At 77.3% G+C, this 14,168-nt stretch carries 16 protein-coding genes and 1 tRNA gene; 5 read left to right on the top strand and 12 right to left on the bottom strand.

Going from position 1 to position 14,168, the window contains the following annotated elements:
- Positions 1-75 precede the first annotated feature (75 nt).
- Positions 76-1,533 carry an NAD-binding protein gene (locus VGB14_15085; protein HEX9994251.1) on the top strand — a complete coding sequence of 486 codons (1,458 nt, stop codon included), beginning with the start codon at positions 76-78 and terminating at the stop codon, positions 1,531-1,533.
- A gap of 30 nt (positions 1,534-1,563) precedes the next feature.
- Positions 1,564-2,460, top strand: a complete 897-nt coding sequence (locus tag VGB14_15080) for a glucosyl-3-phosphoglycerate synthase (protein HEX9994250.1) — start codon at positions 1,564-1,566, stop codon at positions 2,458-2,460.
- A 137-nt stretch (positions 2,461-2,597) separates the two neighbouring features.
- Here the strand turns inward: VGB14_15080 and VGB14_15075 are convergent, their stop codons facing one another.
- From VGB14_15075 to VGB14_15065, 3 genes are all read right to left on the bottom strand, one after another.
- Positions 2,598-3,506, bottom strand: a complete 909-nt coding sequence (locus VGB14_15075) for a sulfite exporter TauE/SafE family protein (GenBank protein HEX9994249.1) — start codon at positions 3,504-3,506, stop codon at positions 2,598-2,600.
- A gap of 57 nt (positions 3,507-3,563) precedes the next feature.
- Positions 3,564-4,847 carry an AI-2E family transporter gene (locus VGB14_15070; GenBank protein HEX9994248.1) on the bottom strand — a complete coding sequence of 428 codons (1,284 nt, stop codon included), beginning with the start codon at positions 4,845-4,847 and terminating at the stop codon, positions 3,564-3,566.
- Positions 4,848-4,910: 63 nt separating this feature from the next.
- On the bottom strand, positions 4,911-6,350 hold the full coding sequence (locus VGB14_15065) for an amidase family protein (GenBank protein ID HEX9994247.1): 1,440 nt from the start codon (positions 6,348-6,350) through the stop codon (positions 4,911-4,913).
- A 30-nt stretch (positions 6,351-6,380) separates the two neighbouring features.
- Between VGB14_15065 and VGB14_15060 the strand changes: the two genes are divergently transcribed.
- Positions 6,381-6,578 (top strand): hypothetical protein, encoded by a 198-nt coding sequence (locus VGB14_15060; GenBank protein ID HEX9994246.1) that lies wholly within the window; start codon positions 6,381-6,383, stop codon positions 6,576-6,578.
- On the opposite strand, the gene VGB14_15055 is transcribed toward VGB14_15060, so the two are convergent.
- Positions 6,575-7,567 (bottom strand): glycerate kinase, encoded by a 993-nt coding sequence (locus VGB14_15055; protein HEX9994245.1) that lies wholly within the window; start codon positions 7,565-7,567, stop codon positions 6,575-6,577. The genes VGB14_15060 and VGB14_15055 overlap by 4 nt on opposite strands.
- Positions 7,568-7,604: 37 nt before the next feature.
- Between VGB14_15055 and VGB14_15050 the strand changes: the two genes are divergently transcribed.
- Complete coding sequence (locus VGB14_15050) at positions 7,605-8,975, top strand: trehalose-6-phosphate synthase (protein HEX9994244.1); 1,371 nt, start codon at positions 7,605-7,607, stop codon at positions 8,973-8,975.
- 223 nt (positions 8,976-9,198) lie between these two features.
- Here the strand turns inward: VGB14_15050 and otsB are convergent, their stop codons facing one another.
- Complete coding sequence (gene otsB, locus VGB14_15045) at positions 9,199-9,990, bottom strand: trehalose-phosphatase (GenBank protein HEX9994243.1); 792 nt, start codon at positions 9,988-9,990, stop codon at positions 9,199-9,201.
- A gap of 62 nt (positions 9,991-10,052) precedes the next feature.
- Positions 10,053-10,601 (bottom strand): LytR C-terminal domain-containing protein, encoded by a 549-nt coding sequence (locus VGB14_15040; GenBank protein ID HEX9994242.1) that lies wholly within the window; start codon positions 10,599-10,601, stop codon positions 10,053-10,055.
- A 144-nt stretch (positions 10,602-10,745) separates the two neighbouring features.
- Here VGB14_15040 and VGB14_15035 point away from each other — a divergent pair.
- A tRNA-Thr gene (locus tag VGB14_15035) sits at positions 10,746-10,819 on the top strand.
- Here VGB14_15035 and VGB14_15030 read toward each other — a convergent pair.
- The 6 genes from VGB14_15030 to VGB14_15005 form a co-directional block, all read right to left on the bottom strand.
- Positions 10,788-10,934 (bottom strand): hypothetical protein, encoded by a 147-nt coding sequence (locus VGB14_15030; protein HEX9994241.1) that lies wholly within the window; start codon positions 10,932-10,934, stop codon positions 10,788-10,790. The genes VGB14_15035 and VGB14_15030 overlap by 32 nt on opposite strands.
- 54 nt (positions 10,935-10,988) lie before the next feature.
- Positions 10,989-11,462 (bottom strand): SRPBCC family protein, encoded by a 474-nt coding sequence (locus VGB14_15025; protein HEX9994240.1) that lies wholly within the window; start codon positions 11,460-11,462, stop codon positions 10,989-10,991.
- Between the two features lie 42 nt (positions 11,463-11,504).
- Entirely contained in the window at positions 11,505-12,167 is a 663-nt protein-coding gene (gene sigH, locus VGB14_15020) for an RNA polymerase sporulation sigma factor SigH (GenBank protein HEX9994239.1), read from the bottom strand.
- Positions 12,168-12,291: 124 nt separating this feature from the next.
- Positions 12,292-13,068: a 23S rRNA (guanosine(2251)-2'-O)-methyltransferase RlmB gene (gene rlmB, locus VGB14_15015; GenBank protein HEX9994238.1), complete on the bottom strand. Its 777-nt coding sequence runs from the start codon at positions 13,066-13,068 to the stop codon at positions 12,292-12,294.
- A gap of 242 nt (positions 13,069-13,310) precedes the next feature.
- Positions 13,311-13,787: a 2-C-methyl-D-erythritol 2,4-cyclodiphosphate synthase gene (ispF, locus tag VGB14_15010; GenBank protein ID HEX9994237.1), complete on the bottom strand. Its 477-nt coding sequence runs from the start codon at positions 13,785-13,787 to the stop codon at positions 13,311-13,313.
- The coding region (locus VGB14_15005; protein HEX9994236.1) for a 2-C-methyl-D-erythritol 4-phosphate cytidylyltransferase at positions 13,784-14,168 on the bottom strand (385 nt) is incomplete at its 5' end. The genes ispF and VGB14_15005, both read right to left, overlap by 4 nt.

Here is a 14,168-nt window from a genome sequence, read left to right as displayed (position 1 = left end):
TCAGCGGGAGGCCCGGTCGCAACCGAGCGGGGCCGCGAGTCGCCGGTCCGGGAGGGCCGGCCGTACGGTGGCGGGGTGGCTCGGGTGGTGGTCGTCGGTGCCGGCGTCGGGGGGCTCGGAGCCGCCCTCGCCCTCGGCCGCGCCGGCCACGAGGTGACCGTCCTCGAGCGCGACGCCACCCCCCTGCCGGGCAGCGCCGACGAGGCGTTCGCCTGGGACCGCAGGGGCGCGCCGCAGGTCCGCCACTCCCACGCCTTCCTCGCCCGGCTGCGCAACCTGCTGCGGGACCGGTTCCCCGACGTGCTCGCCGCCCTCCTCGACGCCGGCGCCAGCGAGCTGCGCTTCGCCGAGCTCCTGCCGCCGGCGATGGAGGACCGCTCGCCTCGCCCGGGCGACGATGACCTCGTGGCGCTGGCCTGCCGGCGGACGACGTTCGAGTGGGTGCTGCGCCGGTCGGTGCTCGCCGCGCCGGCCGTGCGGCTGCTCGACGGGGTCGCCGTCGACGGCCTGGTCGCCGGGGGCGGCGACGGCCTCCCGCTGGTGGCCGGCGTGACCGCCACGGCGGGCGGCGCCCCGGCGACGTTCCCGGCCGACCTCGTCGTCGTGGCCACCGGGCGCCGGTCGGGCCTGCCCGCCTGGCTCGACGCCGCCGGCCTCGGCCCCCTCGAGGAGGACGAGGAGGACACCGGGATCGTCTACTTCTCCCGCTTCTACCGGCTGGCCCCCGGCGCCGAGCCGCCGGCCGGGGACGCGCTGGTGGCCGTCGACCTCGGCTACCTGAAGTTCGCCGTGTTCGCCGGCGACAACCGCACGTTCTCGGTGACGCTCGCGACCGCTTCCGACGACGCCGCCCTCCGCGGCCTGCTCCTCGACCCGGCCGCCTTCGACGCCACCGTGCTCGCCCTGCCGCCGGCGCGCGCCTGGCTGGAGCCCGGCCGGGCGGAGGCGACCACGCCGGTGCAGGCCATGGCCCGGCTCGTCAACCGGCGCCGCCGCTTCCTGCGCGCCGACGGCCGGCCGGTGGCCGCCGGCGTGGCCGCCGTGGGCGACGCCCACACCTGCACCAACCCGCTCTACGGCCGGGGCTGCTCGCGCGCCATGGTGCAGGCCGTGCTCCTCGCCGACACGGTGGCGGCGACGGCCGGCGACCCGGTGGCCACCGCCCTCGCCTACGAGGAGGCCAGCGAGCGGGAGGTCGGCCCCTGGTACCGGGCGGCCGTCGCCCAGGACCGGGCCAACCGCCTCGCCGGCGCCGGTGCCTCGGGCGGCGCGGACGCCGACGGCGACGGGCTGTCGTTCCGGTCGCTCGTCCGCGACGGCCTGCTGCCCGCCGCCCGCACCGACCCCGACGTGTTCCGGGCCTTCGTCCGGGCCTTCAACCTGCTGTCGCTGCCCGACGACCTGATGGCCGACCCCGTCCTGGCCGGCCGCATCCTCGGGGCGTGGCAGGAGCGGCACGCCCGGCCGCCCGAGCCGCCGCTCGGCCCCGACCGGGAGACCCTGCTCGCCACCCTGGCCGGGCGGGCGGCCTGAGGGAGCCGGGGCGCCCGTAGATTGGCGCTCGTGACGACGGGCATCACCCGGACGTTCAGGGCGGACGAGTTCGACGCGGCCACCCTGGCCCGGGCCAAGCGCGGCCAGCGGGTGTCGGTCTGCATCCCGGCGAGGGACGAGGCCGCGACCGTCGGCCCGATCGTCGCCGCCGTCGTCGCCGGCCTCGTCGAGTCCTGCGGCCTCGTGGACGAGGTGCTGGTCGTCGACGACCACTCGGTCGACACCACCGCCGCCGTCGCCGCCGCGGCCGGCGCCACCGTCGTCGCCGCCCCCGACGTGCTGCCCGGCCACGCCGACGGGCCGGGCAAGGGCGAGGCGCTCTGGAAGTCGCTGTTCGTGTCGACCGGCGACCTCGTCGTCTGGTGCGACGCCGACGTGACGAACTTCGACCCGGCGTTCGTGGTCGGCCTGCTCGGGCCCCTGCTGACCCGGCCCGACGTCGCCCTCGTCAAGGCGTTCTACGAGCGGCCGTTCGAGGGGCGGCCGGGCGGCGGCGGCCGGGTGACCGAGCTCGTGGCCCGGCCCGTGCTCAGCCTGCTCTTCCCGCACCTCGCCGGCATCCTCCAGCCGCTCGGCGGCGAGTACGCGGGACGGCGGGAGGTGCTCGAGCAGGTGCCGTTCGAGCGGGGCTACGGCGTCGAGATCGGCCTGCTGGTCGACGTGGCCGCCCGGTTCGGCGTGGAGGCCGTCGCCCAGGTCGACCTCGGCGTCCGCGAGCACCGCAACCGCCCGCTCGACCAGCTGGCCGTCGCCGCCGTGGCCGTGCTGCGGGCCGCCCTCGAGCGGGCCCCCGTGCCCGTCCCCGACGTCGTCACCCTGGCCCGCCCGACCGGCCCGCCGGTCGAGGTGGTCGGCGGCTCCCTCCCGGCGCTCGCCGACCTCCCCGACTACCGCCGCTCCGCCTGAGCGGGCCGCCCGGCCCCCTCCCGAGGCGGGCGCCCGGCCCCCTCCCGAGGCGGACGCCCGGCCCCCTCCCGGGGCGGGCGGAGCGCGACCCCTCCCGGGCGCGCCGCGGACCGTGCCGGCGAGGCGCCGGCCGACCGTCAGGCCGCGGCGGGCTCGGCCGGCGGCTCGAGGGCGGCGACGACGGGATCGGCCGTGAACCGGGGGCGGGCGATGGCCGCCGTCCAGATGGCGGCGACGGCGGCGTAGGCCAGCCACCGGACCGCACCCAGCCCGGCGAGGCCGGACAGCTCCCGGACGTTCGTGAACACCAGCAGCCCGCCGGCGCCGACGCCGAGGAGGCGCGGAGCGAGGTGGCGGACGGCCCAGGCGGCCACCGGCGCCGCGACCACCCCGCCGAGGAGCATCGCCGCCAGCTTCCCGGGGTCGACGCCGGAACTGCCGAGCGAGGCCAGCAGCGACCCGGACGCGGTGAGGGCGACGGCGATCTCGGCCGTGTTGACCGACCCGATGGCCACCCGCGGCTCCAACCCCTCCCGGTGGAGCAGCGCAGGCGTGACCACCGGGCCCCAGGCCCCGATGAGGCCGTTGGTGATGCCGCCGGCCAGCGCAGCGAGGCCGACGCCCCGGTAGGGGGAGCGGGCCGGCGCGCCCGCCCGCCGGGGCCCCGACGGCGCGGCCGGCGTCTCCCGGCTGAACCGGACGAGGATGCGCAGGCCGACGACGAGCAGCAGGACGGCCAGGTAGGGCCGCAGCTGGTCGCCGTCCACGTTGGCCAGCACGGTCACGCCGACGAAGGCGCCGACGCAGCCCGGGACGGCCAGGCGCACGACCAGCGCACGGTCGACGTTGCCGAACCGCCAGTGGGCCAGGCCTCCGGCGGCGCCGGTCGCCACCTTGGCCAGGTTCACCGTCGTGGAGACGGCGGCGGGGGCGAGGCCGGCGGCCAGCAGGATCGTGGAGGAGGTCGGCCCGAAGCCCATGCCGAGGGCGCCGTCGACCAACGAGGCGCCGAACCCGGCGAGCGCGACCAGCAGGAGGAGTGCCATCCCCCCTTTCTCTACTAGAAATGTGGGGAAGCGTCCAGTGGCAGGGCGCGATTTCTCCTAAGCGTCGGCCGCCGGCCGCGCCGCGACGCCCGCGGCCGTCGCCCCGGACGGCACGTCCGCCGGCGGCGCCCGGCCCCCGCCCGCGCGCCCGTCCCCGCCGTCGTCGTCGTCCTCGCCCTCGTCGGGGTCCACCCCGCCCCGCGTGGACGGCGCCGTGCCCACGGGGGTGACCACGCCCCCGCCGTCGCCCTCGTCGGCCGCCCGCCACTGGCCGGCAAGCGCCTCGACCGGCTCGCCGAGCACGTAGGTGCGCCACAGGTGGCCGACGACGATCTTGACGACGGCGGCGACCGGCACGGCCAGCAGCAGCCCGCCGATGCCGGCGATCGTGCCGCCGGCGAGCAGGGCCAGCATCACCGCCACCGGGTGCAGCTTCACCGCCCGCTGCATCACCTGGGGGGTGATGAAGTGGTTGTCCACCTGCTGGGCGACGCCCATGATCGCCACGACCCAGACCGCGGTGCCGACGTCCCTCGTCGTCAGGGCGACGACGACGCCGGGGATGGCGCCGATCCACGGGCCGATCAGCGGGACGATGTTGAACAGCCCCGCCACCATCCCGATGATCAGCCACAGCGGCAGGTCGAGCACGGCGAGCCCGGTGGACACCATCGCCCCGACGATGAGGGCGACCATCAACTGCCCGCGGAAGAACCCGCCGATGGCGCGGTTCAGGCGGTGGGCGACCACGTGGACTTCTGGTCGGGCCCGTTCGGGGACCAGCGACTCCGCGATGTCGCGCAGGTGGGGCAGGTCGACCAGCAGGTAGAAGGCGATGATCGGGCCGAGGACGGCGATCAGCAGGACGTGGAACACCCGCGACCCGATCTCCCTCGCCCGGTCGAGCTGGTCGCTCAGGTTCTGGTCCGTGCTGTCCAGCTGGTCCTGGAGCTCGTCCCACGTCGGCAGCTGGACGGCCCAGTCCTCCGACTGCTCGGCCCGGTCGTCCACCCAGCGCTCGAGCTTGGCCCGGATCTGGGGCCACTCCTCGGACAGCTGGTCCGCCTGGTCGGCGACCAGCGGCGACACCAGGAACCCGGCGCCGACGAGGACCCCGGCGATGCCGAGGTAGGCGATCGCCGCGCCGCCCACCCTCGGGATGCCGCGGCGCTGGAGCAGGGTGACGATCGGGTTGAGGAGGAAGACGATGGCGCCGGCCAGGACGAGCGGCGGGAAGATGACCCGGAGCCACCAGCCGACCAGCCCGATGACCGTGAGCAGGGCGACCACCCCGACGACGGCCCAGGCCACGGCCCCGGCCTGGCGGATCCGATCACCCATGCGCGAGAGGCTACCGAGGGGGTGTGACACCGTCCGGGGCCGGGCGCCGCACGGCCCCGGCGATCAGGCGCGCAGCGGCGGGCGGCGGTCCGCCCACGGTGCCGCCTCCTCGAGCTGGGCGGCCACCCGCAGCAGCACGTCCTCCCGCCCGGCCGCGGCCACCAGCTGGACGCCGATCGGCAGCCCGTCGGCGTTCCAGTGCAGGGGCAGGGAGATGGCCGGCTGGCCGGTGACGTTGAGCGGCGGCGTGAACGGCACCACCGAGGCGGCCCGGAAGATGCCCTGGAGCGGGTTCTCGGGCGGGGCGTCGAACTCGCCGAGGGGCGGGGGCGGCTCGGCGATCGTCGGCGTCAGCCACAGGTCGTGGTCGAGCCAGAACCGGGCCATCCGCCGGGAGTGGGCCTGGAGCCACCCGATGGCCGTGAGCAGGGCGGGGCCCGTGAAGGACCGGCCCATCTCGGCGAGCGCCCAGGTCAGGGGCTCGACGTCGTCGGGCCCGATGGGGCGCCCACCGGCCGCGCCCCAGGCGTCGAGCCCGGCGGCGACGTTCGAGCTCCACAGGGCGAGGAACTGGGGGATGTAGTCGGGGTCGTCGAGGCCCTCGGGCCCCGCCTCCTCGACCTCGTGGCCGAGCGAGCCGAGCAGCCGGGCGGCCGACTCGGCGGCCTCGACGCAGTCGGCGTGCGTGGTGACCATGCCGCCAGGCGCGGCCGTCGTGAGGCCGATGCGGAGACGGCCGGGGTCGGCGCCGACCTCGTCGAGGAACGGGCGCGCCGGCGGCGCCGCCCAGTACGGGTCGCCTGGGCCGGGGCCGGCGACCGCATCGAGCACGGCGGCGGTGTCCCGCACCGACCGGGTGACCACGTGCTCGACGGCCAGCCCGCCGATGGCGTCGCCCTGGTCGGGCCCGAGCGTGGTGCGGCCCCGGCTCGGCTTCAGCCCGACCAGGCCGCACTCGCTCGCGGGGATGCGGATCGACCCGCCGCCGTCGTTGGCGTGGGCGACGGGGACGAGCCCCGCGGCGACGGCCGCCGCGGACCCTCCGCTCGACCCGCCCGGGCTGCGGCCGGTGTCCCACGGGTTGCGGGTGGGGCCGTAGGCGAGCGGCTCGGTCGTCGGCAGGATCCCGAGCTCCGGGGTGTTCGTGCGGCCGACGGTGACGAGGCCGGCGGCCCGGAACCGCTCGGCCAGCCACGTGTCGGCCTGGGCCGTCCACCCGAGCTCCTTCAGGTAGCGCATGCCCTCGTGCCACGGCTCGCCGGCCTGGTGGCACACCAGGTCCTTCACCAGGAAGGGCACGCCCCGGAACGGCCCGTCGGGCAGGTCGCCGGCCGCCTCGGCCCGCGCCCGCTCGAACCGCTCGTGGATCACGGCGTTCAGCTCGGGGTTCAGCTTCTCGATGCGCTCGATGGCGGCGTCCACCAGCTCCGCCGGGGTGGCCTCGCCGGAGCGGACCAGCTCGGCCTGGGCGGTGGCGTCGAGGGAGGCGAGGTCGTCGGCCACGGACGGCACCGTAGCCCTAGGCTCGTCCCCGTGGCCCGCCCCGCGCCCGAGCGCCCGACCTTCCCGTGGCTCGGCCTCGTCGTCGTCGCGCTCGCCGTGCTCGGCGTCGTGTCGCTCCTGCGGATGGTCGTCGGGCTGGTGCTCGCGCTCGTGCAGTTCGCCGTCGTGGTCGCGCTCGTGGCCCTCGCCGGCTGGGTGCTGCTCGGCCGGCGCCGGCGCTCGACCTAGCGCCCGCCGCCGGCCAGCCGCTCGGCGACCACCGTCCGCACGCAGCCGAGCGGGTCCTCCCAGGCCGGCTCCTCGCCGAAGCGGGCGACGAGGGAGACGGCGTCCACCCGCTCGTCCACGCCGTCGTACACCTCGCCGGCCACCACGAGCGCCGGCACGCCGAGGTCCTCGGCCAGCGCGACCACCCCGCCGACCACCTTGCCGTCGAAGGACTGCTCGTCGACGAAGCCCTCGCCGGTGACGACGAGGTCCGCGCCCTCCACGACCTCGTCGAGGCCGAGCTCGTCGGCCACGAGGTCGAAGCCGGCCACGAGCGTGGCGCCGACGGCCGCCAGCCCCCCGGCCAGGCCGCCCGCCGCGCCGCCCCCGTCGAGCCCGGTGACGTCGACGCCGTGCTCCTCCCGGTACACCTGGGCGAGGCGCTCGAGGCGCCGGCCGAGGAGGTTGACCTGGGCCGGCGTGGCGCCCTTCTGCGGGGCGAACACCTCGGCGGCGTCGAGGAAGCGGGTGCGCACGTCGCAGGCGACGACGAGGTCGACCCCCCGCAGCCGCTGGAGGGGGTAGAGGGCCCGGAGGGCGCCGAGGCCGCCGTCGGTCGTGGCCGACCCGCCGACGGCCACGACCACGCGGGTGGCCCCCGCCTCCACGGCGGCGGCGATCAGCTCGCCGGTGCCCCACGTCGACGCCGCCACCGGGTCGTTGCCCTCGGGCCCGCCGACCAGCGCGAGGCCCGACGCCCTGGCCATCTCGACCACGGCCTGCCGGCGGTCGAGGCGCCAGCCGGCGTCGACCGGGTCGCCGAGCGGGCCGGTGACCGTCGTCGTCCGGTTCGGGCCGCCGAGCACGTCGAGCGTGCCCTCGCCGCCGTCGGCCATCGGCACGGCCGTGCACGTCCACCCGGCGGCGGCCGCCGCCCGCGCCACCGCCCCGGCGACCTCGGCGGCCGTCGCGGTGCCGCGGAACTTGTCGGGGGCGGCGACGACCCGCACGGCCCCATGCTGCCCGATGCCGTCCTAGTGTCCGGCCGTGGCCGACCGACCCGTCGTCCTCGTCTCCAACCGGGGCCCCGTCACCTTCACGCGCGCCGACGGCCGGCTGACGGCCAAGCGGGGCGCCGGCGGGCTGGTGTCGGGCCTGGCGCCGCTCGTGGTCGGGACCGACACGACCTGGATCGCCGCGGCGATGACCGAGGGCGACCGGGAGGCGGCGTCGGGGGGCGCCGTCGAGGCCGAGGGGTTCCGGGTCCGCCTGCTCGGGCTCGACCCGGCCGACTACCGGATGGCCTACGACGTCGTCTGCAACGAGACCCTCTGGTTCCTCTACCACAACCTCTTCGACCTGGCCCGGCTGCCCCGCTTCGACCAGCGGTGGCGGGAGGCGTGGTCGGCCTACCGGCGGGTGAACGCGGCGTTCGCCGAGGCTGTCGCGGCCGAGGCCCCCGAGGGGGCGGCCGTCCTCGTGCAGGACTACCACCTCGCGCTCGTCGGCGAGCAGCTGGCCGAGCAGCGGCGCGACGTCGCCATCGTCCACTTCAGCCACACGCCGTTCTGCACGCCGGACATGGTGCGGGTGCTGCCGGGGAACGTCGGCGGCGAGCTGCTGGCCGGCATGGTCAGCGCCCGGGCATGCGGGTTCCACACCCGGCGCTGGGCGGGCCGCTTCGACGCGTGCTGCCGGTCGGTCCTCGGCACGCCACCCCGCACGTTCGTCGCGCCGCTCGCCTCGGACCCCGACGACATCCGCTCCGTCGCCGCCTCCGACGCCTGCGCCGCCGAGCTCGAAGCGCTGGACGAGCGGCTGGCCGGGCGCCGGCTCGTCCTCCGGGTCGAGCGGGTCGAGCTGTCGAAGAACCTGCTGCGCGGGTTCCACGCCTACGACAACCTCCTCGCCCGGCACCCCGAGCTGCGGGGCGAGGTCGTCTTCGCCGCCTTCGTCTACCCGTCGCGGGAGGGCCTGCCGGCCTACCTGGCCTACCGGCAGGAGGTCGAGTCGCTCGTGCGGCGGGTGAACGAGCGGTGGGGGACGCCCGACTGGGAGCCGATCGTCCTCGACATGACCGACAACTTCCCCCGCTCGGTCGCCGGCCTGCGCCGCTACGACGTGCTGCTCGTGAACGCCGTGTCCGACGGGCTGAACCTGGTGGCCATGGAGGGCGCCCTCGTCAACGAGCGGGGCGGGGTGCTCGCGCTCAGCCGGGAGGCCGGGGCCTGGGAGGAGCTCGGTGAGCTGGCCATCGGGCTGAACCCGTACGACCTGGTGGAGACGGCCGACGCCCTGCACGCCGCGCTGACCATGCCGGAGGACGAGCGCCGGCGGCGGGCGGACGCGCTGGCGTTGAAGGCGGCGGCGAGGACCCCCGCCGACTGGCTGGACGACCTCATGGCGGCGGCCGGCTAGGGACGACGGCGGGCGGTCGGGCGGCGGGCGGTCGGGCGGGCGGGCGGCGGGGCGGTCGGGTGGCACGACGGCGGCCGGCCCGGAGGGTCGCAGGGTCGGGCGGCGAGACGGCGGGCAGCCCGGTCGGCGGTCGGCCCCGTCAGCGGGCTGCGGCCCGGCGCCCCGCAGCGGCGGTTCGGTCAGGCGGAAGCGGTCGGCCCGGTAGCGGGCCGCCGCCGGCCGGTCAGCGGGCGGCGGCGGGGACGAGCAGGCGGCGGAGCAGGTCGGCCGCGCCCTCCGGGCCGTCGACGACGAGGTCGGCCCGGTCGATGAGGACCCGGGGGGCCTCGCTCGAGCGCACGGCCACCTTCACGACGCCGACGCCGGCGGCGCCGAGCTCGTCGAGCGCGTCGAAGGCCGGCAGGTCGCCCACGTCGTCGCCGAGGAAGATCGCCGCCTCGAGCCCGGCGCACAGCTGGCGCACGGCGGTGCCCTTGTCGGCCCGGATCGGCGGGTGCAGCTCGTAGGACTTCCTGGCCGGCCGGCTGACCAGCCCGGAGCGGGCCGCCTGGCGCTCGGCCCACGCCCTGACCTCGGGCTCCGCCTCGGGCCTCGACCTGAAGTGGAGGGTGAGGCTCAGCCCCTTGCGCTCGACCAGCATCCCGGCCGGGCCCCTCGCCTCGGAGAGCGAGGCGACGTCGTCCACCACCTCCCGCCACGACCCGGCCTGGGGGTGGTCGCGGCGCTCGCCCCGGTCGACGACCTCCAGGCCGTAGAGCCCGGAGAGCAGGATGGTCGGCGGCAGCAGCTTCTCGAGGAAGGCCACCGGCCGGCCGGACAGGACGGCGACGCGGCGGTACCGGCGGGCGAGCGCGTCGAGGGTGGCGGGGACGCCGTCCAGCGGGGCGGCGGCGGCAGGGTCCTCGACGATCGGCGACAGGGTGCCGTCGAAGTCCGACAGGATGCCCGCCCGGTCAGGGGCGGCGAGGAACGGCCCGAGGAGGTCGTCGACGAGTCTGGCTGGTGGACGGCCCACGTTCGGCACCCTACCGCCGCCCTCCGGCGCCGCTCCACCGAGCGGGCCGCGGGCGGGCCGGGTCAGGCGGCCTCGGTGTCCTGCCCGAGGACGACGACGACACTGGCGTCGAGCGGGTCGACCGGCGGGGGGTCGGGGAGGGGCTGGACGGCCGTCGGCGGGAAGCCGAGCGCGGTCGCCACGGCCGCCGCCTCGGCCTGGAACCCCTCGGCGAAGAGCACCTGGGTGGTGGGGGTCGGCGCGGCGTTGGCCGGCTCGAGGGTCTGGTAGCCGGCGGTGGCGAGCGTGTCGGTCCGCTGCCCGGCGACGCCGGGCACGCCGGACCCGTTGGCCACGAGCACGCGCACCTCGGTCGGCGGCCGGACGGCGGCGGCGGCCGTCGTGCTCGTCGTGCTCGTCGCCGGGTCGCCCGCGGTGGTGCCGTCGGTCGTCTCGCCGCCGTCGTCACCGCCGCCCGCGCTGACGAGGTCGCCGCTGTCGAGGCCGCGGGCGAGGAGCAGGACGCCGATGAGCACGGCGACGGCGACGAGCAGGCCGCCGCGGGCGATGGCGCCGCCCGCCGACCTGACGAAGGACCCGTCCTCCGACGAGTGCCGCCCCGCCGACGTCACCGCTCGGCGCCCGTCGCGCGGGAGCGGTGTGCGGTCGCGATCACAAGGGCCGACCCAGACGGCACCATCGTTGCGAACACTGCCTTGCCACGCCCCCGGATGCAAGGACCCTCCGGCGCCGAAGGGCCATGATGGCGCCGCACCGCCCGAGTAGCTCAGCCGGTCAGAGCAGGCGCCTTGTAAGCGTCAGGCCGTGGGTTCGAGTCCCACCTCGGGCTCGGCGGAGCGCCGCAGCCCCGTGGCCGCCAGCAGCGCGATCGCTGCCATCGCCGCGACGACGAGCACGATGGCGAGCACCACGAACAGGTCGTCCTCGAGCCGGTCCACCGCCATGCGCACGACCGTACCGCGGGCCGCACCGCTCGGTGACGACCCGCCGCCAAACGGTCAGCGGCCCTCGGCGAGGGACTTCAGGGCGGCGAGGGTGCGCTCCATGCCGTGGACGAGGTCGGCCTCGCGGTCGGCGACCTTGATGCTCGAGCGGGTCACGAAGCGGCGGAAGGCGCTGAGCGGCCTCGGGAGCTCGAAGGACTCGGTGACCCTGGTGGACCGGCCGCCGCGGCGGGGCTCGAGCTCGTAGCGCCACGTGCACGACGGGCGGGCGGCGCCGCCGACGGCGAACGCGAACACCCGGTTGGGCTCGACCTCGACGACCTCGCAGGTCGTCGACCACCTCACCTCGCCCCTGCGGTTGTGGCCCCGGAAGCGGGCACCGACCTCGGGGGCCGTCGCCCCGTCGAGCCACTCGCCGCCGACGCACTCGGGGCTGAGCTGGCCCATGTGCTCGACGTCGGTGACGAGCGCCCACACGCGCCGGGGTGGGGCGTCGACGTCGATCGTCACCGAGTGGCGGGGCGGCACGGCGGCCGATGTACCACGCCGGGGCGGGCCCCGGCACGCGGGTCAGCCGACGAGCACGGCCTCCCGCTCGGCGGCGGCCTCGGCCCGCAGGTGGTGGTCGAGCTTGCGCTTGATGCGCTGGAGGGCGTTGTCGATCGACTTGGCGTGCCGCCCGAGGGCGACGCCGATCTCCTGGTAGCTCTTGCCCTCGACGTACAGGCGGAGCACGTCGACCTCGAGCTCGGACAGCAGGGCGGCCATCGACGTGCGCACCGACGCCAGCCGCTCGGCGGCGACGACGGCCTCGGCCGGGTCGGACGAGCGGACGTCCTCGAGGAGGTCGTCGACGCAGCGCTCGTCGGCGTCGTCACGGGCCGGCGCGCTCAGCGAGACGTACTGGTTGAGCGGCTGGTGCTTCTGGCGCGTCGCCGTCTTGATCGCCGTGATGATCTGGCGGGTGATGCAGAGCTCGGCGAAGGCCCGGAACGACGACTGGTGCTCCGGCCGGAAGTCGCGGATGGCCTTGTAGAGGCCGATGAGCGCTTCCTGCTCGAGGTCCTCGCCGTCCCCGCCGACGAGGAAGTAGCCCCGGCTGCGGGCCCGGGCGAACCGGCGGTAGCGGTCGAGCAGGACCTGGAGCGCGTGCTCGTCGCCGCCCTGGGCGCGGGCGGCGAGGTCCGGGTCGGACAGGTCGACGAGTGGGGCGACGGTGCGGTGAGCGGCCACGACGGACTCCTGCGATCGGCTGTGACGATGGTGCGGCTGGGGGATGACGAGTAGCCCACTCGGTCTAGCCCGTGAGGACTAGTTACTTTGAACCATACCGCGTGGTCACTTGTCAAGGAATCCGTCAGCCTCGTCGGCGCCGGGCCACCTCGAAGCAGGCGAGCGCGCCGGCGGCGGCCACGTTCAGCGACGCCAGCCGGCCGAGCAGGGGGATGGCGACGACCTCGTCGCAGCGGGCCCTCGTCAGCCGGGCCAGCCCGCGGCCCTCGGCGCCGAGGACGAGGCAGACCGGCTCGGTCCCGAGGTCGAGGTCCCAGAGCGGGCGGTTGCCGGCGGCGTCGAGGCCGACGACCCACACCCCCTGCTCCCGCAGGCGGGCGAGGGCGGCGGGGAGGCCGCCGACCACGGCCATCGGGAGGTGCTCGACGGCGCCGGCGGCCGCCTTCGTCACCGCCGGCGTGACGTGCACGGCCCGGTGGCGGGGCAGGACCACGCCGCTCACCCCGGCCCCCTCGGCGCTGCGCAGCAGGGCGCCCAGGTTGCCGGGGTCGGTCACGCCGTCGAGGGCCACGAGGAACGGCGCCGGCCCGCCCTTCGGCCGTCGGGCCAGGTCGTCGAGGTCGGCCTCGGGCAGGGCCGCGGCCCGGGCCAGGACGCCCTGGGGCGCGTCGGTCCTCGCCTCGGCCTCCAACCGGCGCCGGCTGACCCGCCGCACGGGCACCCGGGCCTCCTCGGCCAGCTCGACGATGTCGTCGAGGACGGGCGCGTCGTCGAGGTCGTCGGCCAACCAGATCTCGAGGGCGCGGCGCCGGCCGGCGAGGAGCAGCTCGCGGACGGCCTGGCGGCCCTCGACCTGCTCGCCACCGAGCGCCCGGGGCGCCGACGGCCGCGGCCGCCCCACCCCCCGCGGCGCGCCCGAACGGGCCGGCGGCGACGACCGGGACTGCCCCGCCGAGGGCGCCCGCCCCTGGCCCCGCGGCGCGCCCGAGCGGGCCGGCGGCGAGGACCGGGAGCTCCCGGCGGCGGGCGCCCGCCCCTGCGCGCGCCCCGCCCCGGACCGGCCGGCCGGCGAGGGGCCGCCCCGGCCGGCGGCCGGACCGCTCCTGCCCCGCTGCGGTCGCCCGCCACCGCCGCCCCGGGGGCTCACGGCCGCACCACCAGCGCCACGGCCCAGCAGGCGACGCCCTCGCGCCGGCCGATGGCCCCGAGGCCCTCGGCCCGCTTGGCCTTGACCGTGACCGGCCCGCCGGCGGCGTCGGACAGCCGGCGCTCCATCTCCGCCCGGTGCGGCGCCAGGCGGGGGGCCTCGAGGACGACGGCGCAGTCCACGTTGCCGGGCGCCCAGCCCTCGCCCCGCACCCGGCCGGCGACGTCGGCGAGCAGGGCCAGGCTGTCGGCCCCCGCCCAGGCGGGGTCGGTGTCGGGGAACAGGGTGCCGAGGTCGCCCAGCCCGGCGGCGGCGAGGAGGGCGTCGGCGCAGGCGTGGGCGACGACGTCGGCGTCGCTGTGGCCGGCCAGGCCCCGCTCGCCGTCGAAGGCGACGCCGCCGAGGACGAGGCGCCGGCCGGGGTCGTCGGTGAAGGCGTGGGCGTCGAAGCCGAGGCCGACCCGCACGGTCACCGCCCGAGCAGGGCGGCCGCGGCGACGAGGTCGTCGGGCGTGGTGATCTTGCGGTTGGCGGGCAGCCCGGGCACGACGACCACCTTGCCACCGATGGCCTCGACCAGCGAGGCGTCGTCGGTGGCGTCGGGCTCGCCCCGATGGGCCCGGCGCAGGGCCTCGGCCCGGAAGGCCTGTGGCGTCTGCACGGCGACGAGCCCGTCCCGCTCGACCACGCCGCCGCCGAGGCGCCGCACGGTGTCGGCCACCGGGACGCCGGGCACGGCGCCGTCGGCCCCGTCGGCGACGGCGGCGACGACGGCGGCGAACAGGGCCGGCGGGGCGAGCGGCCGGGCCGCGTCGTGGACGACCACGACGTCGGCGTCGTCCGGCACGGCGGCC

Source organism: Acidimicrobiales bacterium (assembly GCA_036399815.1).
In the GTDB taxonomy this organism is placed as follows: Bacteria; Actinomycetota; Acidimicrobiia; order Acidimicrobiales; family DASWMK01; genus DASWMK01.
This window is presented reverse-complemented; position numbering and strand designations above follow the sequence as displayed.

Bases quoted from the DNA above. Each gene is read 5' to 3' on its own strand.
- VGB14_15075 (HEX9994249.1), bottom strand. From the start codon at position 3,506: ATGGCACTCCTCCTGCTGGTCGCGCTCGCCGGGTTCGGCGCCTCGTTG.
- VGB14_15030 (HEX9994241.1), bottom strand. From the start codon at position 10,934: ATGGCGGTGGACCGGCTCGAGGACGACCTGTTCGTGGTGCTCGCCATC.
- VGB14_15070 (HEX9994248.1), bottom strand. From the start codon at position 4,847: ATGGGTGATCGGATCCGCCAGGCCGGGGCCGTGGCCTGGGCCGTCGTC.